This is a genomic window from Niastella caeni (assembly GCF_004834005.1).
Classification (GTDB): domain Bacteria; phylum Bacteroidota; class Bacteroidia; order Chitinophagales; family Chitinophagaceae; genus Niastella; species Niastella caeni.
In genome coordinates this window covers 1-24,456 of the sequence record NZ_STFF01000007.1, presented here as the reverse complement: position 1 = coordinate 24,456, position 24,456 = coordinate 1, and the positions used below count along the sequence as shown (strand labels likewise).

Here is a 24,456-nt window from a genome sequence, read left to right as displayed (position 1 = left end):
AATATTGCTATAAAATTCTAAAATCATTCCACACACCCATAGAGCACAAGCGGATATAGATATCTGAAAACATAACCCAGAATAAGCTCATCCATGCCCACAACATATGTCGCCTGTTTAAACAGCTTACGCACTGGTATGCCCTGCCACGGATGGGAGCCCCGGAAAGACGGTCCATAAACCCACCCACCAGGTGACGCAAAGAATGACACCCCAATGTATAACCACCCAGTAAAACCACATTGATGGCCAGCACCAATGTGCCAATACCAATGCCAAATGATCTTTCATCAGTATCAGTTGCCCCAGGCGGCATAAACCACAGCGCCTTCCAAACATCATAGGAAAGAAAAAGCAAAAAGAATAAGGCGAGATAAAGAAAGTAACGATGTATATTTTGAATGATCAACGGAAACGAATTTTCACCCAGATACTTTTTACGCGGTTCCGTAACTGTACAGGCAGGCGGATCTGCCCAAAATGATTTATAATACGCGCCCCGATAATAATAACAGGTTAAACGAAATATTCCTGGCGCCCATAATACCAACAATGCAGGCGACCAGTGTAATTGCCCGGGCCACCAGCCGGGTTTTGCACCAAACCAACTATGCGTTGAATCACCGAAAAGTTCGGGCGAATAAAGCGGCGAAAGATAAGGGCCAAATGTGTAATGGTTGCCCTGGAATGCAGCCCAGGTTACGTAAATGAGGAAAATGGTGAGACAAATAAAGATGAGCAGTGGACGCGCCCACCATGCATCCTTCCGGTTGGTATGACCCAAACCCCGTCGTATATCAGTTAAACGTATTTCAGCCATAAAAACAGCTTACGTTATTAAGGATAGAATCTTGATCAGGAAGTTTGTCAATGAGTAGGAAGGATAAAGATCCTCATCTAAGTTAGTTAAAAAAAGGTATATGTAAGGATAAAAATATCAGCCGCTAAGCAGGAACAGTATTTTTCGTTTCGCAGGGGGTAAAGAACAGAGACCTGGGCAGTTCTAAAAGCGCGGCATTTACTCAATCTTATATATCTGCATTCCCGTTTTCGTAAACAAAATATGACTTAAAGGCCCTTTTTCGTAGAGATACCTTCGTTATAACGATGCAGATGATTTGCTAACATTCATTTACATAGGAATATTTATAAAATTTAATGGATTCCTTTGCAATAGGTAAATTTATTTCATCTGATGGGCACCAATTATCTATAGGCGATAAATAAGATAACCGCTATTTTACAACAACCTTTACTTACTATCTATACAACATAGTTCTATCCCTTTGAAGCTTCGGGAACCTGATTTTGTAAGTTAAACATACTATAGTCGTGAACTGCGAAGAGCGTTTCAGTATTTACGTGCTTAAAGCCACTGTTGAAATAAAGGAATATATTGACAGGCATCCGCTTGCATGGATAACCGTAAATGAGCATGCTGTAAGGCAGCGTGTAAACAGGAAAGACCTGCAAAAGTGTTTCAAGCAACAATATGGGAAAAAAATAAGTGAATACCAGAAACTGAAAAGAATTGACGCTGCGTGTGAAATGCTTTTAGCGGCAAAAATGACCAAAAAAGAAATTGCCGCTTTATGCGGATATAGCAATCAAAACAATTTCAGCAATGCATTCAAAAAGGTAAAGAATATGTCGCCACAGGCCTGGCAAAAAAAATATGGAACCAGTTAAATAGTCATCACCTTTATTCTTTGCCCTAAAGTCATATAAAAAAGGACTAAACTCATATAAGATGCATTTGCATTGCGGCCTGGTTCGTTTTAACTTGCACATGGAATGGTTGCCACGGTAATTTGTCCCCGGAAATATCAAAAGAACCATTTACCATAATTTGTAGCCATCTCTTTTTATTACGACAAATATCTTTCAAGTCCACATTTATTGGATAGCAGTCACTAGCATGTAACAATTACCTCTCGACCAAAATGCGTTCCTATAAAAATATTTCGCATGGTATTTAGTAATGGTAGTTGGCCATCGCAGGAATTTCTGCGACAGGTAAACCTTTATCAAAACCTTATTCTCATGAGGCTATCACCATCAGATCTTGAAATGCTCCAAAAAGTGAAAGATCTTTTAGAGAAAGATTATAAATACCGCTACACACAGGCACAGTTAGCCAATCGTTTCTACATTAATGAAAGTAAATTACGCAAGGGCTTTATATGCGTTTATCAAATTCCTATTTATGAATACCAGGTGAGCATTCGTATTGCAAAAGCAAAAGAGTTGCTGGCAGGCACAGACGAATCTGTTAAGTGCATAGCTTATCATGTTGGCTATGACGTTAAGAGCCTGGAAAAGCAATTTAAAAAGACAACAGGCATGTCACCACTGGAATGGCGTAAAAAGAATTCCTCTATGCATTCAACAAACATCACAACATAAACCAACCATGTACACGAAAAACCGGAATGGCGTATACTTTGACCAGAACGGCGTATTTTATGAGTGTACCTTGCGTGTAGGATGAATGAAGAAAGATAAGTAAATATCCAAAGTGCTTTCCGTGATTACTATTTATTGCTTGATCCTTTAGTAACCTGTTTTATGATATAGGCAATACAAAGATTTTATGGATAAGGTTTCAGCCGGTACGCCGTAGCTTTTTAGCCGGGGCAAATACGGTAAATATTAAATGACTAAAGGGAAGAGATCTGTAAATAATATTCCAAACTGAAACGACTGTAAAAACCACTCCGCCGATAGGCAAAAGGTTGGCGGAGTATTACCCGGCCCACAGGCTGGTGAGACAATTTTTTTAATAAACTAAATCGAGGGTCAGTGATGCGATATCGATATAAAATTGTCGAATAAAGGATGATCGCTACATCCATCACCAGCTCTGTTGTCGGGTGCAGTCGATCATAAACCATTAAACATTATCAACCATTCAACAATGGAAGGTAGAACCATTCAAAATCGGAACACCGTAACGAGAATTATCTCGTTCACCTGGCTATCAAGATCTACAATCGTAGAAATTATCGCGCTTCTGTTTATCATACTTTTCTTATACACAGGAATAAGCAAACTGATGGAGTATGCTGTTTTTAAAGAACAGATAGCCGAATCACCCCTTTTAAAACCCATAGCGCCTTTTATAGCCTGGTCGTTGCCACTAACTGAATTTCTGGTATCGGCATTATTAATAATTCCCCGTTGGCGATTGAAGGGATTATACGCTTCACTTGCCCTGATGATTGCATTCACTGTATATATTGGCGCTATCATGACATTCAATAAAGAACTGCCCTGTAGTTGTGGAGGGGTTATTTCATTGCTATCCTGGCAGGGGCATCTGATATTTAATAGCCTGTTTATACTACTTGCTTTCACCGGAGTACTATTGGAAAGACAAATACGCCGGTCGATGAATAAGATCTGAATTCCCCTAATTGATAAAAGATAGATTATGTCAAGCATGATAGATCAAAACAACAACTTAATGTCACAAAGCCAGGGTGACACTGCTTCGCAGGAAAATGTGTTGACAGGCATGGTCATACAAAATGGAAGTCCGGCAGCAGTAGGCATTCACCGGCTATCCATTATTATACCGGCTTATAACGAAGAAAAAACAATAGCATTGATACTTGACCGCATCAATCAGGTAAAGCTCATCAGGAATATTGAAAAGGAAGTGATCATTGTAAACGATTGTTCTACAGACAACACAGGAACTGTGATACAAAATTATATCGCAAATGCAGCTACCATTTCGATCAACTATTTCAAATATATCAGGCACGATGTAAACCAGGGAAAGGGTGCGGCTATCCACACAGGTATTGCCCAGGCAACCGGCGAATACCTGTTGGTACAGGATGCCGATCTTGAATACGATCCGGGCGAGTACAATACACTCTTGAAACCCATTGTACTTGGCTCGGCAGATGTGGTTTATGGCTCACGTTTTATGGGCGGCAATCCACACCGCATCCTGTTCTTCTGGCATAGCATCGGCAACCGGTTCCTTACGTTCTTAAGCAACCTGTTTACCAACCTTAACCTTACAGATATGGAGACGGGCTATAAGATGTTCAGGACGGATATTATTCAAAGGATTTGCTTGAAGGAAAAACGTTTTGGATTCGAGCCTGAAGTGACGGCAAAGATTGCGATGGTACCAGGGATAAGGATCTATGAGGTGGGCATTAGTTATTATGGGAGAACATTTGCGGAGGGGAAGAAGATTGGGTGGAAAGATGGGTGTAGGGCGGTTTGGTGTGTGGTGAAGTATTCATTGATTAATAACCAAGTAATAATCCGATGTACCACACCTAACTGCCGCGAGAGAGCGGTGTGACATACCTTTTCCTCGGCAAGGAAATAAAATACTCCGATACAACTTTAAGATAAAAGCAATGCATTTCTATGACTGACAATAACACTTTATTAGGCACACAATATTCATTTAAAGAATTTCTGTTCAACAACCGCCGTAACCAAATCATTCTATTGCTGGCAGCAGGCGCTATCATAATCCAGTTTGCAGTGTTTAAGTATCTATACCCATATGCTAGTTTTATCCATGATGACTCTTTCGATTATTTAAAGATTGCATATTATAATTTAGATATCTATACATACCCAGTTGGTTATCCCAGATTTCTTCGCCTTTTCAGTGTTTTTACTAGCTCTGACACTGCATTGGTGGCTTTTCAATATTTACTAATCCAAAGCAGCGCCTTATTCTTTTTGTTCACCCTGTTTTATTTCTATAACCCAGGGAAAACCTTACAGATCATTCTGGTGTGTTTTATGGTGGTAAATCCTTTGTTCTTGCACCTGGCTAATCATATATCCAGCGATGGTTTATTTTTAGCTCTTAGTCTTATATGGGTTACTTTATTACTGTGGATCATTCACAGACCATCCACGCGTCTTATTTTATGGCATGTATTGATTTTAATTGTTGCTTTTACTGTTCGTTATAATGCGCTAATCTATCCTTTTATCACAGCGCTAACATTATGGCTTTCTCCATTTTCGCTACGTAAAAAAATTGTGAGTTTAACTTCAATTGTGTTGTTCTGTGGATTATTTGTATGTTATACCAGCTACAAATACAAAAAACTTACCGGCTATTGGCAATACTCCCCCTTCAGCGGCTGGCAACTAACCAATAACGCTATGTATGCTTACCGATATGTAGAAAGCGGCAAACGTAAGCCTGTGCCAGCAAGATTTAAAGTATTAGATAAAATGGTTTGTACCTATTTCGACAGTACCCGTGATGTGAATAAGTATCCCCACGAAGCGCTGCAAGCCAACACTGTATATATGTGGTCGCCAGGGCTGCCTTTATATAAATATATGAACATACAGTTTAAAAATGATTCCACTGCTGATGAAATGAAAAGATGGGCCAGTATGGGGCCTTTGTATGCCGATTATGGCATTTGGTTAATTAAGCATTACCCGTTGCAATTTGCCAGGTATTTCCTGTGGCCTAATGCTAATAAATACTATGCACCACCTATAGAATTTTTTCAAGCTTACAATTCTGGCAGAGATTATGTAGCACCCATTGCAAAAGCCTGGTTTGGATACAAAAGTCATAAAGTAACCACTCGCATGAAGAATATGAAGGTGACTATACTTGACTATTATTCTATTCTCAGTGGTGTAATGAATGTTATGTTTTTGTGTAGTTTGCTGGGTTTTATAATAATGAATGGTTTACAAAGCAATATACAATTCAGCAAAGGAATAATCTTAATTAGTGCAGTATGGTTAATAAATTTAGGGTTTACCATCTTTGCATCCTCTGCAGCATTAAGATTCTTAGCCTTTCCAATAATGTTGATCTCTACATTTGCCTTACTATTGGTGGATTGTTTGGTAAGGATGGGAATTGCAAAGTCTGACGTCAAAAGCATACAACCTGAAGAGAAAAATAACGATTCCGAAATGTTAACAAAATCCTTTGTGTAGAATAGGTGCGATAACACTGCATAAAAAAATAGTGGAAGTGAAAAATTGGCATCACAATATAGAGTTGTCATTAATAGAAAGAAATGTCGAATGCTGAATCTTTATTAAAACGATCATGCATGAAACACACAGCACTTCTAATAATTTTAGTCTGTCTATCCAGTTGCCTTAGCAAGAAACGTGAAAAAACAAAATTGGAAGGAAAACTTATGCCTTCATTTAACCTTTTGTTGTTAGATAGTGGTGCTCATTTTAACACAAACAACATACCGAAAGGAATGCCAATAGTAATATTTTATTTTTCACCAGAGTGTCCAATTTGCCGTGCAGAAACTGAAGAAATTGTTACAAACATAAAATCACTCGCAAATATTCAATTTTACATCATTACACACTTTCCTTTAGAGCAAATTAAAATTTATTATGACCGTTATAAACTGAAAAAATACCGAAATATAACATTAGGATGTGACTATAATCTTGATTTCGGAAATTACTTCAAAGTACAACGAGTACCATATATAGCTATTTATAGTAATGACAAACGGTTAAAACAAGTGCTTACTGGGAAAGTTAGTACTGATGTGATAAAAGAAATAGCTTTTAAATAAGAGGTTGTGTACAATACAAGCGATGTCCTGATCAGGCAATGCAGATATTGACGAACCTTTGTTGGCCGGCCTTGCTTTGCTGAAGCTTCGATAATATAGCGCTAGAGCTTTAACAAAGGTACAGTGGATTGCCAGCCAATGAAGCATCTGAAAAAGTTTATCCTAATCCATGGAGGGATGAACAAAGTAAGAAGATTCACTCAGCGCTTAATCCTTGCTGATGCATGGCGGAGGAAAACTAGCGTGAATAAAGACCAGTATATTCATCTATTAGATTGATATAGCTGGCAAAGTGGGGAAGCCGAAAACCACTAAAACTGAGTAGGCAAATTGTTTATAACAAAAATTTTGCTTTTTAATTTAAAAAGCACTTTTATTATGAAAAAAGTAAAAATTATCTTAACAGCTATCACTGTTTTTACAGTAGTAGGCGGAACTTTAGCTTTTAAAGCAAATAATCGTACTGGATCTACAATTCTTTATACAAAAGGAGGCGGTTCTACATGCACTGTACAACTTGTTACCTTTACTACCAGTAACTCAAACAACGGGACAGCAATTTCGGCAACTACAGTCGATGATGCTGCATGCTCAACGTTTTATACAAGAAGTACTGAGTTTTAATATTTATCATTAGTTCAGACACTATGTAAGGGCCAATTGAAAGGTTGGCCCTTCTTAATGAGAGTACTTTAAGAATTCAATCAAATATTATTTCTATCAATTTTTTTTCCCATTCTTATCCAACTCATATCCCGTTACTATACCTTTTAATCTCGCGGAAATACCCTCCGTCATCCATTTGGGAGGAAAATATCCTTTCAAATAATGATCAAAAAACTGGGTAAGTCGTAAGGTATAATCTTCCGCAGCTTTTTCACTTAAAACATGGCCTTCATCATCATATTGAAGCATCCAGACTTTCTTACCAAGCCGGCGTAATGCCATAAACATTTCTACTCCCTGTATCCAGGGAACTGCATAATCTGCTTTATTGTGCATGATTAACAAAGGCGTGGTAACTTGGTTTGCCCTAAGAACTTCGGTTTCATATAAATCCGGACGTTGCCAAGGAGTTGTTCCACGACGGCCCTGGCCAATTTCCGTCCCTTCCTGCCTGTCGCCATAGTTTCCATCTAAGTAAGAGCTAATACCATCACTTACACCGGCTGCTTCGGCGGCCGCTGCAAATATCTGTGTGTGTGTAATCAAATAATTAGTTATTCCTCCACCGAAACTATGCCCGTTAATTGCCATCCTACTAGAATCAACCCAAGGTTTATTTGCCAAAAATCTCGCACAGGATACTATAGTATTATATGCATTCATGCCATTTGTTTTTCCGGATGTACTGGCTATAGAAAAATGAAAATCCGGTCTGAATACCAAATACCCATGGCTCACAAACCAGGGAATGTTTATAGACGCACTAGTTAGCTCTGGTTGTAAGTATGCATTCAATGCAAACGATCTTTGGTCGTAATACTCAAAAATAATTGGGTATTTTTTGTCTGGGTCAAAGTTTTCTGGCTTATATAAAATACCCTGAGAAAAAGTCTCATCTAATTGTTTCCAATCTATGAGTTCAGTAGTGAGCCAGTTATAACTTTTATGCGGCTGTAAATTGGTTATTTGCGTATAGCTTTTAAAATTCTGTGTAAGGAAATAATTTGGCGCTTCGTTTGCTGCCATACGTTCTACTATCCAGGTTTGTGAATCGTTTGCTTTGATTGGAGCAATAGTGCTTACACCAGGAATGCCATTGGGTATCTGTGAAAAATTTACATAATAATAAAATTGCCCCATTGTTAATAATTCAGGATTTCCTCCCTTGCCCATTGTTTTCTGAAAAAAGCCATTATCTTTCAATTGAACATTAAAGGCAGTCAAGAGTAGTGATTCATTATTTTTAATAACATTACCCTCCAATTCTGGTTCATTAACTAATCTAAATTTTATATGATTTTTTAATCCATACCCATTTGTGATATTTATTGGTGGCATTTTAGAAGTTGGATCTACCTGCCAAATATCATAATTATCATAAATAAGCAGGGCTCTATCTTTTTCAAACCATCCTGCAATACCCACAGGAAAAAATAATCCTTCGGTTTCCCTCATGTATTCATTATCTAATTCTGAAGGGATAGAAAGTGAAATATTATATTTTTTTTCTGTAGTCAAATCATAGCTAAAATATTTATTAAGCTTTTGATCAAAATAAACGAGAAACTTCTCGTTTGGAGAAAAGGAGAAAGCATATCCAATATTTTTTGTTCCATTTACCAAAAACCTTTTTGATCCATCTTTGAGTGAAAACAAATAATTAGAGTTAAAAGTACGATCCCACCAAAATTTTGTTTCTACTTCACTATTTTCAATAAGAACATAATCTCCTCTTGATTTTATAATTCTCTCTTCTCCCTGCGTAATTTTAATAATATTATTATCCTGTACATTTAAAGCTGCATCATATGCTTTTTCGTTCGCTTCTTTTTGCTGATCTGTTTGTATTATTACATCTTTATAACTCCACACATTTACTTTTACCAAATTTGGATCTTGAATTAGTTTTTCATGCACTTTTTGTAATTGAAAAAACATCCATCGTCCATTTTCACTAAATCTCAATGTTGAGTTAGCTATTAACATATCTGGGGATATTCCTGAAGACTGTTTATTTATTCGCATCACTGCTTTGTCCATACCCCTCTTATAATACCAAATAGCATTAGTGAATTGGCCATCAATTTGCTTTTGTTCGATAAATGCCAGTTGATTACCATCATTATCAAAAGTAACGTTCGTAAATTTAGTTTCTACACCGGACTTTGTGTCAGCATTCCAAATCACATATGTTTTATTGTCAACCAGCCCCACTAACTGTATAGAAATGCTTGAAAGGTTATACTGCATTCTTTTAGTTTCAATCAATAATACATTTCCTCTATTATCAAATGAATAGTCAAAGACGGAATCAAAGGTTTGTTGCTTTTCAGTAAGCAAATTCCATAAAATTAACTTATTACTTTGGAACATTTGCTGATAAGATAACCAATCTCCTTTATGGGACCGAGTCCATTTAAAAGAATTGATTGCCGGTATAAAATTTAAGGTATTGGTCTCAAGTTTTAAAATATACAGGGTATCATTGCTTTTAAAAATAAGCTTTTGGCTATTTTGAGTAAATAATATAGGCGTAGCATTAACAATTTCTCTTTTCCAAATATTGTTCACCGCTTGTATTACTAAAGTTCTTTTGCCTACTGGTTGGTTTATAATACTGTAGAGAATATATTTCCCATTGTTACTTATTGCAGGGCTTTCTAATTTGGGCCACTTTTTTATAGCGGAAATGTCAAGGGGTGGTTTACTAACTACCTGTTTATAGTTCTGACAAAATATGTTCAAAATAAATAATAAAAATGTAAAGGTCAGAAAATAGAGCTTCATTGTATTTACGGTTTTATAACGGTTATTTCCATGTCTGCCTTTAAATGTAAGTTCATATCATAATTATATAAGTTAAACAAAAAACTGCCACTATGCAGAGTATTGCATTTATTTTTTTTGACTTTATATATTGAATTCTAAAAAGTACATGTCAAAAAATATTCAGATTCATTAACTTATTGAAAAAATAGAAAACGAAGTAAGCAGAAACACTAAAATGAAGAATAAAAGCATTTAGGCAATACTTTTTGCGATACTTACAAAAATTAAACAGGAATATCTGGAAAGTTCAATTTACTTTCCAATTACCACGTCTTTTTACCCTTTTTCATCTTCGCAAATGCCTCCTCTATATCTTTATCTGTAGGAGCCATCCTTAAAGCTTTTTCTTCCCATTTAAGGGCTTCCTCCACTCTACCAGCTTTATAAAGCAAATTTGCATATGTATCAAGCCATCCAGCTTGATTCGTAGTACTCATATTTAAAGACTCCATCCATTTGATTGCAATATTGATCTGCTTTTTATGACTACTATGTAAAAATATCATCCAGGCAGTATAATTCGTATTAATAACATTTGACACATTAGCTGTGTCAATACCTGATTTCTCTTGCTTTTTTATAGCATACTTTAAGTATTCTTTCCAGCTTTTTATTTTTTCATAAAATGACACTTTTGCATTTAGTACATTTCGCTCTGCATAAATAACTCCATATTTTCTTTTGATTCTTTTTGTAACACGACTCCAACTCGGATAAGTTTTACTTTTATTAATATTCTCCATAACAGGATCGATTTCCTCCTTGGTAATTATGTAATCTGTAATCATTTGTGAAAGACCTTTAAAGTTCATTGTATCATCTATTTGCGAGCCGTACCGAAAAAATATATCAAATCCTTTATCTTCTGAGGTTAATATTTGATTGAAACTATAAATGAACTCAATATTTTTCTTGGAACAAAGTTCGCTTTCTTTTAATGTAAAGAGATAGTTTGTAAAATAATCACGCGCAATGGTATTAGCTAATTCATTATCATTAAAACTTTTAGCCATCAGCGCGAGGTAAGGCATCAATAAGTAATCTTTTTTGCCTAGCTTATAAGCTTTTAACTGTGTATAATATTGCTTTTCTGGATTTAATGCATGATTTATGGTAATAAGAAAATCACTAACTTCCTTTACGCCAATATCTCGGTGTATAATATTACCATCCGCTGAAAAAAATAGATACGCAGGAATGGCAGTTATTACATATTCCTTTTGAAAAGTGTGGGCATCTGAATACCACTTTTTCACTTCCTCATTATCTTGCCTTGAAGTATCCGTCTGCAGTTTCACAGAAATGAATCTTCTATTTATAAAGCTTCCGACGCTTTCGTCTTCATAGACGTACTTATCCATATATTTACAAGGTCCGCACCATGTAGCATAACAATCTACAAAAATGCATTTATTCTCTGTCTTTGCTTTCTCTTTTATTTGCTGCCAATTTAATCCTTGTTCAAATTGAATTCCTTTATTCTGAGCATTCCCAATTAAATAAATCGGCATTACTAGGAATAATAACTTCTTCATTTGCTTTTTCATCTGCAAACACTTTGTGCTTTTGAGTTGCACCAATGGGTCTAATAATTTTATATAAATAAAATCTAATATCAAAAACTAATCACTGTTTAGAACTAATAACCCGCATTTTGTATCAGGTTAGGGTCTTTTTGGATATCCCCAACAGGTATTGGATACAACTGCCAGTTTGTACTCCATGTCCCTCCTTTTTTTGGGGTTACTATAGTCATTACGGCATCTATCACATTCATTCTTTTCAGATCGAGCCAGCGATGTCCCAACTCCATAAACAACTCCACCTGCCGTTCGTGTTGTATAGCTATGATAAGCTCCGATTGAGTAGTGGCTGTTGTATTAGCAAGCCCAGCTCTTGTGCGAATAACATTCAGATCGTTCATTGCCTCATTTAACTTATTTTGCTTCGCCCTTGATTCGGCACGGATAAAATATTGCTCTGCTAATCTTAGCAACATAAGATATTCTGTAACTGGATCATTTGGAGTATTCATTTTGTATTTATATGGATAATAAAAAGTGTCGGTTCCCATAATCACACTACTTACCCAATTTATTTTTCGCTGATCACTTGATTCAAAACTATTAACAAGGCTTGTACTTAGATATACTGGCCAGCTATTACTTGGCCCAGTTGCAGGAATAATAAACTGAACAGCATCATGTGTATTTGAAACAACAGTTGCTGGAAAAACTGGCTGTAGTTGCAAAATGGCTTCATTACTGTTTTTTAGAAAAACATCAGGCAATGTACTTAAGGAATACATTGAAGAATTGTTGATAACAGAAGTAGCTTGTGATTCAGCATTTATATAATCTCCATTAAATAAATAAGCTCTTGCAAGTAAAGCAGTAGCTGCCCATTTATTGGGTCTTACTCTTTCAGTTGTTTTGCTAATGACGTCTCCCTTTACATAATCAGAAGTAAGCAGATCCTGTGCCTCTTTTAAATCATTGATGATCTGCTGATAAACTTGAGCCTTTGGAATGCGGGAAAGCAAAGAATTTACTTTATAATCAATATTTAGAACCAGTGGTACATCGCCATAAAGATTTATCAAATAAAAATAAAAAAAGGCTCTCATAAATTTGGCCTCTCCTGTTAATTGCTGTTTTACAGCAGGGGCCAATGTAGTAGACTTTTTCAATCCTTCGATCGCGGAATTACAGGTAAAAATATAGGAATATATAGTGGGCCAGAATTCAGAACCTGCGCCGGAAGCGGACAATGAATTTCTATAAAAAGAAAGATAATTTGCATTATTAAGGTCGAAAAGTGCCATTTCATCGGCTGACAACGCAGTGAATAGCGATATTGTAGTAAATCCAGTATTTCCATCATAATTAGCTGTTGAACTCAACCTTGTATAAATTCCAGTTAGCACTGCTATTGCAGTAGCATCTGAGGCATACACGCTTGACCCTGTGATAGTGGTATCTGGAGGATCTACATCTACTAATTTCTTACAACCTGATTCAAACACCAGTATTAACACGGTTGCTATTGAAAAGATGTAGAAACGACTCAGAAAGTGATCTCCTGAATAAAGAGAACTTTTTTTGTCTGTAGTTTTATATATTGATTGCATAATTCATTATTTTTAAATCATACCTACAAGACTACCTGAAAACCAATTGTCAACACCCTTAACGGTGGTAGTGAAGTGGTGCTTTGATTTTCAGGATCCATTCCTTTAAAATGTGTTATAGTCAATAAATTTTGCCCCTGTATATACAATCTGCAATCCTGCAAATGTATATTTCGTCTCCACGCCTCGGGCAATTGCCAGGATAGAGAAGCATTCTTAAGCCTTATGTAAGAAGCATCTGAATAAGACTCATCGCTATTTAATTTTGCATTAAAATGTTGAGAGAAATAATTAAAACCGGAGCTATAGCGTTGAATAGGCCTGTTATCTCCCGGCTTTTGCCAACGGTTCAACACAGAAACTGGTTGATTATATCCTGAGAATCCCGTGGGCAATATGAAACCAAAATTATAGTTTGGACCTATTTGTTTTACAAATTGAAATAGTATATCCAGTTGAAAACCTTTGTACCTGAAGCTATTTTGGAATCCACCATAGAACTTTGGCAAAGTATTGATTATGACTGTTCGATCGGTTGAATAGTCTGGCGATGATGTAGCGCTTCCATCTTTGTTTGCAAATTGATAAACACCTGTCGCAGGATCTACACCCAATAAATGAAAAGCTTTTTGAACATTAATGGGTTGACCTATAATCAAGGAACTAGCATAATTTGATGTGGCTAAATTGGGAAATGATTTTAATTTATTTTTAGGGAGGGTCAGGTTCAGGCTGCTGCTCCATGTAATATTACTTCCCTTTATAGTCGTAACGTTCAACAAGAATTCCCAGGCTGAATTTTGAACAGTAGCTGGAAAATTTTCAATAATAGATCCAAAGCCAGTAATTGTCGGTAAATTATATGCCAATAACTGGTTAGAAGACCGATTGCGAACGTAATTAGCGGTTAGAAGTATCCTGTCTTTCAAACAACCTAGATCAATTCCAAATTGCAATTTCCGGGTTTCTTCCCATTCCAAATAAGGGTTAGGCAAGCCATTAACAGTTAAACTGCTCGTATTTTGATAGGGTACACCGACGTTATCAGTGTATGGACTAAATAAATCCATGAATTGGTAATCGCCAATTTGATCATTACCTGTAGTACCAAAGCTTCCTCTCAGCTTGCCAAAACTAAAAAAAGATAAGTTTTTTTGGATAAACTCTTCCTGCGTAAATATCCAGGCAACACCTACCGAGCCGAAATTGTGAAACTGATTTCTCGATCCGAACCGGCTGCTCCCATCCCTGCGAGCTGTAAGATTTAAAATGTATTTATCCTTAAAATTGAAAATAATACGGCCAAATAAAGCATTGTATTTATATACTGAGGCTACGGAGGAATTGACTGTAACACTTGATGCAGAACGGATGTCTTTCAACACCGCATCACTATTATAACCGTTGCCTCCCAAAACGTCTCCTTTATTGTTGTTTTGGTGAATGGTAGTTCCCACCAGAACATCAAGTTTTGCTTTCCCGATAGTTCTTTTATAATTCGCTTGCGGTTCTATAATCCATGAGCTGATCTTAGCATTAGTGTACGTTGCGAATCTTGAAGAGAACGGTCGATCTTCAGGCCTCTCTGCAATAAGGGGAAAACCAAGAAATTCATTTGTTTGTAAATTAGTATAGCCAAAACTGCTTCGAATATCTAATTCCGGTAAAACCCGGTAACTTATAATGGCATTGCTGATTAAATTATTTGTCTTGCCTTCATAGGTTTGAGACAAAGAAGAAAGAGGATTCCTCCAGGTAGAGGAACCATTAGAGTTGAGCATCCAATTAAGGCTGCCGTCTTCATTATACAATGGAGGAGCATTTGGCGGCAACGTTGTTGCATAACTGGTTAGATCAGTACTTGACAATTGGTTTTTATCTACTAAATAATTCCCTGACAATTGTATCCTGAACTTCTGGTTTGTAGAAATATTATTTATACTAAAATGAAGAGAACCTTTTTGGTCAGCAAGATTACCAGGAAATACAGTCGTCTCTTTGTGATACCCTGCTCCAACTATAAATTGCATATTAGAATTACCTCCTGAAACTGAACTTTGTATATCAGTATAATGAGCAGTTCCACCTATTAATGTATTTTGCCAGTCAGTATTTTTATTTGTATCCCATACTCCGTTGATATCATAATCAGAAGCTGACGGAGAAGCAATACCATCATTCTTCAAAGCTTCATTGCGCATTTCTAAATACTGCGGTGTATTTAATAAGTCTAATTTCCGTGTTACCTTTCCTCCACCGCTTTGTAAATTAATATCAACCTTTGTTTTTCCAGCCTTTCCTTTCTTAGTAGTAATGAGAATTGCTCCATTGGCAGCGCGGGATCCATATATTGCAGTGGCATCCGCATCCTTTAATATATCAATACTTTCGATATCTGCAGGGTTAATAAAGTTAAATGGAGATCCAGCACCAAAGCCGCCAAATTGGGGTGCATATACAGTTGGCAACATTTGAGAAGCATAGGGGACTCCATCAATTATATATAAAGGATTGTTACCGCTTCCGATGCTATTTCGTCCTTGAATTTGAACCGTCACACCGGTTCCCGGCAATCCATTCGCCTGCGTTATAAACAACCCCGGCACCCTCCCCTGCAACGCCAACAACGGGTTATTCACCGGCTGCATTTCTATATCCTTCGCTTTCACCGTCGCAATATTCCCGGTCGCAAATCTCTTAGTCGTCGTCCCATACGCAATCACCTGCATTTCATCCAAATTCCCCACTGCCACTTTTAATTGAGTAGTAATATGCGTTTTGTTTTTTATTGCTATCTCCTGTCTGTCATACCCAACCGATGTTATGAGCAACACAGCATTCTCATCTACATTCGTCAAAACAAACTCCCCTTTTAAATTCGTCGTAGTTCCCTTACTCGTTCCTTTCACCATCACATTAACTCCCTGCGCCGGTGCGCCATTTTCATCTGTAATTACACCGCGCACTTCAATTGGGTCGGGTGGCGATAAAGCATTATCGACACCTGGCTCTTCTACTTTCGTTTCCTTTTTCCTGATAATAATCGTCCTATTCTCAATTATATAAGTAAATGGCTGGTTTCTCAATACAAGCTTCAACGCTTCCTCTATGATTATGTTCTTGATCTTGATGGTCACCGGCTTTGCATCTTTCCAGATATCCAGGTTGTAAAAAAATATATATCCGGTCTGCTTCTCTATAGCAGTAAATACCTGTTTCAACGGCACATCTTTGCCGGAGAAAGTAACCGTTTGGGATAACCCATCGGCCTTTACCTGCAGAAAGACAACAGTTAATAAAATAGCAGTGAGTTTCATCGTAAGTAATATTTGCCGGCTTACGATACCGGGGTTAAAGCAGCGTTTTGGTTTGCCAGGCCCTCTTTTTCTCGCTCCCGTAAGGGAAGAAGACATGGACAGGTAATTGCATAAAAATTGCATACCTTCGGTTTGAAAGGTGATTAAATAAGGATTCCAACAAGTTTTTATTTCGTCAACCTTTTTACAGCCGGCAGTGGTACCAACACTGGCGGCTTTTTTCTGCCCTTCACCTAAACCTCCCCACTCAAAGGGAGGAATAGGGAAAAAGGCAATAAGGTCAACTGCGGCGGATGGGTTCAATAGTCATGGTTATTTTTTATATGGCAGCCGGTATGATGAATTTTCAAGGAAGGCCTCTCTTATCATCAGGGATTATCTGTATCCCCTTTTATCGGGATAAGGCTGTTGTTGCATTGCCGTCAATGCGAAGTTGGCATTTTCATTCATTATCTTGCTGATCACTGAATTACAATCAGCTTTCTCCCTTCAATCCTGAATGCTGCTCCCGCGTATTCCAATGCCCGCAATACCTGGGAGAGGTTCAGGTTACGTTCCATTTTTCCGCCAAAAAAATGCGTGGGCTTTGGCCCTTCATACACTACTTCAATATTATACCATCTTTCCAGTTGTCGCATGATCTCTGTTATATCAGCACCGTCAAAATAAAATCGCCCTTCTTTCCAGGCCATTACTGCTTCAAGGTTGGGAGAATCGTAAGTCGTGAGTCCAGCCTTCAGGGAAGTTCCATCGGGCAGGCGAAGATCGTGCGTAGTACGTATTGCCTGCTGACCAGGCTTTATCACTATTGATCTCTGACTATTTGCTTTTAACTGTACGCTTACACTTCCTTCCAGCAGCGTTGTCTTTATTGCTGCTTCTTCATCGTACGCATTAATATTAAAGTGCGTGCCTAAAACCTGAACAGTCAGATCTTTCACAGTTACCATAAAGGGTTTTGAGGCATCTTTGGCTATTTCGAAATAAGCTTCACCGGTTATTTCCACCTTTCTTTCCCCACCGGTAAAAACCACAGGATACCGGATAGAGGACCCGGAGTTCAGCCACACTTTACTTCCATCGGAAAGAATGGCTGCATATGTTTCGCCTTTGACGGTGGTGAGGGTATTGAAGGCTCCTTCCAAACTTCTACCGTTAGAATTGGCTTTTGAAACATCATACACTAACTGGCCATCTTTATTTACAATAGCCGTGTTGCCTTGCTTTGCCAGCTCACCCTTCATAGCGCTGTCGAGCACAATTTTTCGCCCATCTGACAGCGTTAGCATTGCTTTATATTTTCCTGGCTCAATGTCGTTTTTTGGTGTTTCGTGCTGTACTACTTCCGGTTTACTTTCCTTTGCATCGCGTGGTGCAAGCCACCAGTAACCGGCAATCAGCAGCATTATCGCTGCTGCGGCGGCATACCAGCGCCAGTTAAAGGACCTTAGTTTTCCTTTTGGTTCGGCCGGCTGTTCCCATCCCATTTTCTTCAACTCCTGCCAGGCCTCGTCAAGATCAATCGTTGCCAGGTTATCGCTTTTGATCCTTGCATTGATCAGCAACCTTTTTGTGTCGGTTACTTTATCAAAGAACTTCCGGTTTTCATCAGATTCATTCACCCAATTTTGTAATTGAATAGATTCTTCACCAGTCAGCTCCTCCCGTATGTGCTTATATAACAGGTTTATTACCTCATTCATCTTTTCCATTCAATCAGAGATAAGTGGTTAATGTAGTTTGCTTGAATAATCGTTATTAACAGGCAGGAAATGGTTTCTTACTATTAGAAACGATCCAATGTTTCTGAATTATTACAGGAATGGGAAAAATTTGAAAAAAATTTTCAAGCCGTCAAAAAGTGGTTGACTCATTTCACATGGATAATAGTATACAATAACCAGGTTATAGACAGCGAATTGTCGGCGAGCATCAGGCGCAAGGCCCTGATCGCCCTGGACCTTTGCGTATAAACGGTTTGCACGGAAATACGGAGCAGGTCTGCAATTTCCGCAGGCGTCATCTGTTCATAATAAAGCAGCTTGAAAATTTTCCGGTTCTCTTCGGGCAGGTTTTCAATGGCGGCATTGAGTCTGTCTACCAGTTCATCCATGATATCATATTCATAGCGCAACAGGGTATCATTGCTCATTTCACGGGCCATTTCCTGTTGTTTTTCCTGCTGCCTTTTTTGGGCATACAGGTAGTCCAGACTTCTGTTGCGGCAGGTGATGTATAAAAACGCTTTGATGTTGGGCACGGTCTCAAATAGTTTACACCGTTCAAACAACTTTTGAAAAGCGTGAAGCGAAATATCCTTGGCTTCCTCATGGTTGCCGGTGAGCTTTTGGGTAAAGTTGTAGAGGGCAGGATAAAAATGATCAAATATTCGCCGGAAGGCACGCTCATCCCCTTGCTGAAAGCCTGTTAAAATAGTACTGTCTAAATTGTTGCTCATACTAATTATCGGTAATTCCAGGATAGATGGGCGGGAGCACATAGCATATTGGGGCCTGCCATATAGAGTGATCAGACCTTAACCGGGAAATTATGTGTTGTTGGGATGTGACTAAATGATAGGAGAAGGAAGGATAATGCTGGTTTAATGCAAGATAAATTTAGTGCAAAAAAATCGAATTTTCAGGATAGTTACAGCATAGATGCACACATACTCCTCTTATCCGGCATATTGCTGCCATGGTGACCACCTCACGCCTTAAGCAGAACCGGTTGCATTTCCTTATTATTCAACCCAAGTGCGGAAATTGACCTAGGGTTAAGATTTAAATAAAGATAAAAACTACAAAAATATTTTATTCTTTCTTCTTTTTCAATACCAGCACCATCTCTCCAATAGACAGGAAAAAATTGCGCCTCCCGGCGCTGCGTGGCAGCAGGGCATGGAGTGTATTAACCAGCGGCGTCAGTAGACAATGTGGATATACATTGAACTGAGTATGGAAATAGTCGATGTTAAGCGCTTTGGCTGCTTTTTCATAGTGAATTATTTCCCATCCGCCCTTGTCGGCAAGGTATTGAAATGAGCGGCGGTTGAAATAAAAGAAATGTTCCGGTTTGTAATGTGTCCAGCGTTTGCCCATGAGGCGGTTCGACAATGCGGCGGTATCTGGTGTAACTATCAACAGCAGACCTTCGTCTTTCAGCAACTTCCTTGCTTTGAGCAGTGTTTCCTGCGGGCGACGCACATGCTCAATGAGGTCCGACATGACGATGGCGTTGAAAAAGTTTTCCGGGAAATTGCATTGTTCCAGCGTGCCGTTAAAGATGGCCTCTCGACCGAACTTCTTTTGCGCAATGGCGGCAGCCCATGCCGCATATTCAACTCCGTAAGGCGTCCATCCGCGAGCCTGGGCGGCTTCCAGCAAGTATCCTGTGGCGCAGCCCACGTCTAGCAGGCGGTCCTGCTTTCCCAGGCGGGCCAGCAGGTCAAGGCGCAGTGCAAATGTAGCCATCTTCATTTGCCGCGTAGCTTCATTGTCGGCATCGCCTTTCAATCCCCATGCGGCATAATAGCTTTCAGAGTACAGTTGTTGTAATGCTTCGTCATCCAGTTGGGGAAACAGGAACTCTGCGCTGCACTGTGCGCACCGCAGCACGGAGCGCTCATTTCCAATTGCGTGTTTTGTTGCAATGATGGTGGAGTTGCAAATAGGACAATCCATAATTGAATACCTGGGGAAATTTATCGTGAATACCACCGTTTACGCTGGGCCGGAAAAAAAGGTTGCTTCAACAGTTGAGGCAGCTCCAAAAAAAATTTTTTTTTGGGAAAAAGACAATGAAATAATTGACCACCATAAGATGATAAAAATTTTTTAGATCGTTTCACAAAACCAATAACTGTGCAGTTTTTGGCAATAAGCGCGTTGTTATTGCCAAAAAGTGTGCACGCACCTGAAAAACTTTATCAGTCAGGATCTTTGAAAGCCACCCTGTTTAGCATATGCATATCAAATACACCCGGCAGCAAAACAATAACCCGTAACAATAAACGGTAGCCTACCTCGTTTCTATAGCCCAAAAACATTTATCACTCCTAAAACAAAGTATGAAGAACAAAAATTTACGCTTACTGGGATTATTAACCGTAATGGCTGCTGCATTAACCATAGGTATTAGCAGTTGTAAAAAAGACAAAGATGACAACGGTTCATCGGCTGCATTATCTGCTACTATCGGCGGTAATGCTTTTAAACCAAGAGTTGTAACGGGCACGTCTCATAATGGATATATCTCTGTAGTGGGTGGACAAACCCTGCCAGGAGACTCTGTATTCCTGGATGTTACATTCCCTGACACCTCGAAAGTAAACACCAAACTTAACTTTGACCATGCAGACCTGCAACTGGCAACATTTACCACCTCAAAACTCTACAGTGGCAACGATAGCAGATCACATGGTTCTGTTACTGTTACCACATTAGATAAAACTAATAAAAAGGTGGCAGGTAAATTTGAGGGCGTAATCTACAATGCATTTGGCGGCCCCGACAGTGTAGTTATTAAAGATGGTCAATTTAACACCACATATAAAGCTTTTTAATTTAAGTCACTTATATGATAAACGCTAGGCTGCCAATAGGTAGCCTAGCGTTTTTGAATTAATCATTATTTTGCATCGACAACATGCCGATCAATTAATTGGTAGCTCTGCCTTTTAGAGATATCTTTCGCTTATTGGTTATATCGTCGGCTTTGAAATCAACACTGTCGTTATCAAAAACGAAAGTAAATCTGTACAGGTTAATGCCGGAGAGGCTATTATATTCAACATGAAGTTTATCCTTTTGCCAGGAACTTCTTAGCGCAACGGGTAAACCAAACAGATGTTCGCGGGAGATCACATATCGGTTACCCATTCCCATGGCCAGTTTTTGTTTTCCGCCATCTTCAAGGTCAAGAATAAGATAATAATCCTTACTGCCCTTTTCGAACCGGAAAGCAGTTATCTCGAGGTCATTTTTTTCAAGCCGGAAAGTTTTATTGAGCATGCCTGGTGAAAAATTGTTTTCGTGGTTGCTACCCGTGTCAGGCATCTGGATCTGCTTTACCCGCTGCAGTAATTCAGCATAATGGTTCTCATCCGGTTTATAGGCTGCAATGGCATTCTCAACCAGGTTGTCCATTTCTCCGGCATCAAATCCGCCGCCTGTGGTCACGATAATCACATTTTTGTCCTTCAGCACGAACATGCGCTGCCCGCCTCTTCCCATAGCCTGTATTTCATTTGGGCTCTCGCTGTCGAGCCACCAGCCATAACCATACGACTCAGTGCCTTTTATATAATACAAGGGTTTAATCTTTTGTATCCATCCCGCTGAAACAACCTGTTTCCCGTTCCATTTTCCTTCCTGCAATAACAAAGAGCCAATCTTAGCCATATCATAAGGAAGCAGATAAAGATCGCCCCAGCCATGATTGACGCCTTTTTTGTTTTCATCCCAGTATGTTTTACCAAACTGCAGTACATTGAACAGGTATTTCCTGGCGAAATCGTGGCTCTTCATTTTCGTTGCCCTTTGCAATATCTCTGCGAGCAGGTAGAAATTACCGCTGCAGTAAGAGAATTTTTCCCCTGGTTTTGAAGAGAAAGGAAGATCAAGCATAAACCCGGCCCAGTCAGCCTGGTCCTGCATCTGCTCCAGTTCTTTTTCTCCATTGGCCCAACTGCATTGGAAACCCGATGCCATATTCACCAGGTCTTTTATGGCCAGGTTTTTAAGCACGCTGTTTTTTATGGTATGCCCTGGAAAATAATTAATAACCGGATCTTGTTCACTCCTGATAAACCCATTGTCAATTGCAATTCCGATCAGGAGCGATAGAACACTTTTTGTAACCGACGCCATATCATGCGCATACTGTTGCCGGTAAGGGTAGAAAGCCGCATCGAGCACCACATGGTTGTTCCTGATGATTAAAAGGCTATGGATATTTGTGCCGGCCTGTTGTAACTCCCTGATACCATTGGCTAGTGTCAGCGAGCTCATCCCCTGTGCTTCCGGTTCAGCTATTTTCCAGGGAATTTTCTGACAGTAACAGGTAATCGCACAATTAAGAAGGACTAAAAGCAAATACTTTTTCATTAGTCTGTAGTTTATATGCCGCTTCAATGTTGTGAATTGTTTTTTAAGATCCGCTGAAGCTGCCTGGCTGTTTTGAAACCGCAGCGTGATGCGATATATTCAATAGTGAAATTAGGATTATTAAGCATGGTCCTTGCCAGTTCCAGTCTCAAAAGCGTCAGATATTCGAGTATAGTGGTACCGGTCTTTTCTTTAAACACGCGGCTCAGGTTTCTCGGGCTCATGGCAACCATCTTCGCCAGGTCTTCAATGGAGTTTTCATCGGCGAGATGCTCAATAAGATGATCCTGTACGATATGTATGTTTGGATTGATATGGTTGCGGTAATCGAGGTAAACACTTTGCTGTGTATGGTGCTGGCTTCTGCGGTGGTAAACAACCAGCCCGCGCGCCACCTTATGTGTAAACAAGGCGCCTTTCAACTCTTCCATGATAGCCAGCGCAAGGTCGATGCCGGCGCTGATGCCCGCGCTGGTATATACATTGTTGCTTTTTTTGAACAAAATATCCGTTAGTACTTTTGCATCGGGGAAAGCCTGCTGAAGCGCTTCTATTCTTCTCCAATGTGTAGTACACTCGGTGTTTTTCAGTAAGCCCGCATAACCTAACGCGAAGGCGCCGTTACAGACCGAACAAATAAAAGTGCCTTTATCGGAACATTGTTTCAGCCAATTAAAGAATGCATGCTGCGTTTTGAAAGCAGGGCTGCTTAGATATTGAAAATCCATACCCGGCACAAATAGATAATCCCCGTTACACAGATTAGCTTCACTGAAATGACTGACTTTACCAAACGGAAGCCCTGATGAACTTACACTGGCTTCTTCTAAACAATAAAATTCAAGCTCAGTTTCGAAACCATAGAACCTTGCTTCGGTAAACACCTGCACAGGACCCGCCAGGTCGAGTATTTCAACAAATGGGGGTACTATAAACGCTATTTTTTCCATAAACCAGGTTTGTTATAGCAAAAATACCAACATTTGAAAGGCATTGACAGACAGCAGGGCGTCAGAAACGGACATAAATTCCATTCTAAAGCTTCGCCCGTTCTAAAACTGTCTATTCAGGTCGCAGATGGTACTGTAATGGTACCGGTATTGTACGAAACAGGTAGCTTAATGGCCTACCTACTGCACGCAGATCCCCCAGGCATTGCCCTGGGATCCCACTTCTGTAAGGCAATTCCCAGGCAATTCTCAGGCAATTCTCAGGCAATACCCAGGCCATTACCCTACCGTTAGGCTACCAGTTTGTCATGCAGCCGACATAATTTAATCTTCGGCATTTTCTATATTTGATTACATCACACACATACTATTTCCGATTGCCGCCATACAAATACTATCAGTACTTTAAAATTATAAGCATGACTAAGAAGAATATTAAAAGGGCAATCCTGGTGGCCATTGTGGTGGGAAGCTTGTTAAATGGCATAAACAGCTATGATGTTTTCTGGTACGGAAATTTCAACATAAGAAATGTTATAAGGATCATACTAACCTATGTCACGCCTTTTTGCGTATCGTTGTATTCTTCTATAAAAGCAGCGAAAATTGCATAGCCTGAGGGATTAGCTACACTGATCCCCATGAGGGGAGGATCTTATAAAAATAGTAGATTTTTATAATAAGTATCTCAGAACGATTCAAATGATAGCATAAGTATATATGTGTGTTGGCGAAGGGGATAAAGAAGCTACGTATGTCTATTACGGCAATCCTTAGGTTAACAAGAAAAGAAGCGGCTAAAGTAAGCGAGGCGCTCACAATATTTCATTTTTATTTCTGTTATTATGAAATATCAAAGAGTATATTACTATTTTCATTCATACCGGG

General features: G+C 39.0%; 19 protein-coding genes. 9 read left to right on the top strand and 10 right to left on the bottom strand.

The features are described from left to right. Positions 1-7: 7 nt before the first annotated feature. Positions 8-820 (bottom strand): succinate dehydrogenase, encoded by an 813-nt coding sequence (locus FAM09_RS22375; protein WP_136579390.1) that lies wholly within the window; start codon positions 818-820, stop codon positions 8-10. A gap of 512 nt (positions 821-1,332) precedes the next feature. On the opposite strand from FAM09_RS22375, the gene FAM09_RS22370 reads away from it, so the two are divergent. From FAM09_RS22370 to FAM09_RS22340, 7 genes are all read left to right on the top strand, one after another. Beyond that, positions 1,333-1,689, top strand: a complete 357-nt coding sequence (locus tag FAM09_RS22370; RefSeq protein WP_166437237.1) for a helix-turn-helix domain-containing protein — start codon at positions 1,333-1,335, stop codon at positions 1,687-1,689. A 354-nt stretch (positions 1,690-2,043) separates the two neighbouring features. After that, positions 2,044-2,406 carry a helix-turn-helix domain-containing protein gene (locus FAM09_RS22365; protein WP_166437236.1) on the top strand — a complete coding sequence of 121 codons (363 nt, stop codon included), beginning with the start codon at positions 2,044-2,046 and terminating at the stop codon, positions 2,404-2,406. Between the two features lie 526 nt (positions 2,407-2,932). Continuing rightward, positions 2,933-3,406, top strand: coding sequence for a MauE/DoxX family redox-associated membrane protein (locus FAM09_RS22360; protein ID WP_394347827.1), 474 nt, complete (start codon positions 2,933-2,935; stop codon positions 3,404-3,406). 27 nt (positions 3,407-3,433) lie between these two features. Then, positions 3,434-4,327 carry a glycosyltransferase family 2 protein gene (locus FAM09_RS22355; protein ID WP_243751755.1) on the top strand — a complete coding sequence of 298 codons (894 nt, stop codon included), beginning with the start codon at positions 3,434-3,436 and terminating at the stop codon, positions 4,325-4,327. A 68-nt stretch (positions 4,328-4,395) separates the two neighbouring features. Next, a complete protein-coding gene (locus tag FAM09_RS22350; RefSeq protein ID WP_136579386.1) occupies positions 4,396-5,958 on the top strand; it encodes a hypothetical protein in 1,563 nt (520 codons plus the stop codon). A gap of 119 nt (positions 5,959-6,077) precedes the next feature. After that, positions 6,078-6,569: a TlpA family protein disulfide reductase gene (locus FAM09_RS22345; protein ID WP_166437235.1), complete on the top strand. Its 492-nt coding sequence runs from the start codon at positions 6,078-6,080 to the stop codon at positions 6,567-6,569. 378 nt (positions 6,570-6,947) lie between these two features. Next, entirely contained in the window at positions 6,948-7,193 is a 246-nt protein-coding gene (locus FAM09_RS22340; RefSeq protein WP_136579384.1) for a hypothetical protein, read from the top strand. A gap of 96 nt (positions 7,194-7,289) precedes the next feature. Here FAM09_RS22340 and FAM09_RS22335 read toward each other — a convergent pair whose 3' ends face one another. From FAM09_RS22335 to FAM09_RS22305, 7 genes are all read right to left on the bottom strand, one after another. Then, positions 7,290-10,022, bottom strand: a complete 2,733-nt coding sequence (locus FAM09_RS22335) for an alpha/beta hydrolase family protein (protein ID WP_136579383.1) — start codon at positions 10,020-10,022, stop codon at positions 7,290-7,292. Positions 10,023-10,327: 305 nt separating this feature from the next. Further along, positions 10,328-11,611, bottom strand: a complete 1,284-nt coding sequence (locus tag FAM09_RS22330) for a thioredoxin family protein (protein ID WP_136579382.1) — start codon at positions 11,609-11,611, stop codon at positions 10,328-10,330. Between the two features lie 92 nt (positions 11,612-11,703). Then, positions 11,704-13,194: a RagB/SusD family nutrient uptake outer membrane protein gene (locus FAM09_RS22325; RefSeq protein ID WP_136579381.1), complete on the bottom strand. Its 1,491-nt coding sequence runs from the start codon at positions 13,192-13,194 to the stop codon at positions 11,704-11,706. A 23-nt stretch (positions 13,195-13,217) separates the two neighbouring features. Beyond that, a complete protein-coding gene (locus FAM09_RS22320; protein WP_136579380.1) occupies positions 13,218-16,814 on the bottom strand; it encodes a SusC/RagA family TonB-linked outer membrane protein in 3,597 nt (1,198 codons plus the stop codon). Between the two features lie 158 nt (positions 16,815-16,972). Beyond that, complete coding sequence (locus FAM09_RS22315; RefSeq protein ID WP_136579379.1) at positions 16,973-18,223, bottom strand: FecR family protein; 1,251 nt, start codon at positions 18,221-18,223, stop codon at positions 16,973-16,975. Positions 18,224-18,381: 158 nt separating this feature from the next. Further along, on the bottom strand, positions 18,382-18,969 hold the full coding sequence (locus tag FAM09_RS22310) for an RNA polymerase sigma factor (RefSeq protein WP_166437234.1): 588 nt from the start codon (positions 18,967-18,969) through the stop codon (positions 18,382-18,384). A gap of 355 nt (positions 18,970-19,324) precedes the next feature. Continuing rightward, positions 19,325-20,128 (bottom strand): class I SAM-dependent methyltransferase, encoded by an 804-nt coding sequence (locus tag FAM09_RS22305; RefSeq protein WP_166437233.1) that lies wholly within the window; start codon positions 20,126-20,128, stop codon positions 19,325-19,327. Positions 20,129-20,580: 452 nt separating this feature from the next. Here FAM09_RS22305 and FAM09_RS22300 point away from each other — a divergent pair, with 452 nt between their 5' ends. Further along, the gene (locus FAM09_RS22300; protein WP_136579376.1) at positions 20,581-21,075 is read left to right on the top strand and encodes a DUF6252 family protein; all 495 of its coding nucleotides are present in this window, start codon (positions 20,581-20,583) and stop codon (positions 21,073-21,075) included. 94 nt (positions 21,076-21,169) lie between these two features. On the opposite strand, the gene FAM09_RS22295 is transcribed toward FAM09_RS22300, so the two are convergent. Together FAM09_RS22295 and FAM09_RS22290 are read right to left on the bottom strand one after the other, a co-directional pair. After that, on the bottom strand, positions 21,170-22,618 hold the full coding sequence (locus tag FAM09_RS22295) for a serine hydrolase domain-containing protein (RefSeq protein WP_136579375.1): 1,449 nt from the start codon (positions 22,616-22,618) through the stop codon (positions 21,170-21,172). 23 nt (positions 22,619-22,641) lie between these two features. After that, entirely contained in the window at positions 22,642-23,568 is a 927-nt protein-coding gene (locus FAM09_RS22290) for a GlxA family transcriptional regulator (RefSeq protein ID WP_136579374.1), read from the bottom strand. 419 nt (positions 23,569-23,987) lie between these two features. Here FAM09_RS22290 and nrtS point away from each other — a divergent pair, with 419 nt between their 5' ends. Next, positions 23,988-24,182 (top strand): nitrate/nitrite transporter NrtS, encoded by a 195-nt coding sequence (nrtS, locus tag FAM09_RS22285; RefSeq protein WP_136579373.1) that lies wholly within the window; start codon positions 23,988-23,990, stop codon positions 24,180-24,182. The last annotated feature ends 274 nt before the right edge of the window (positions 24,183-24,456 follow it).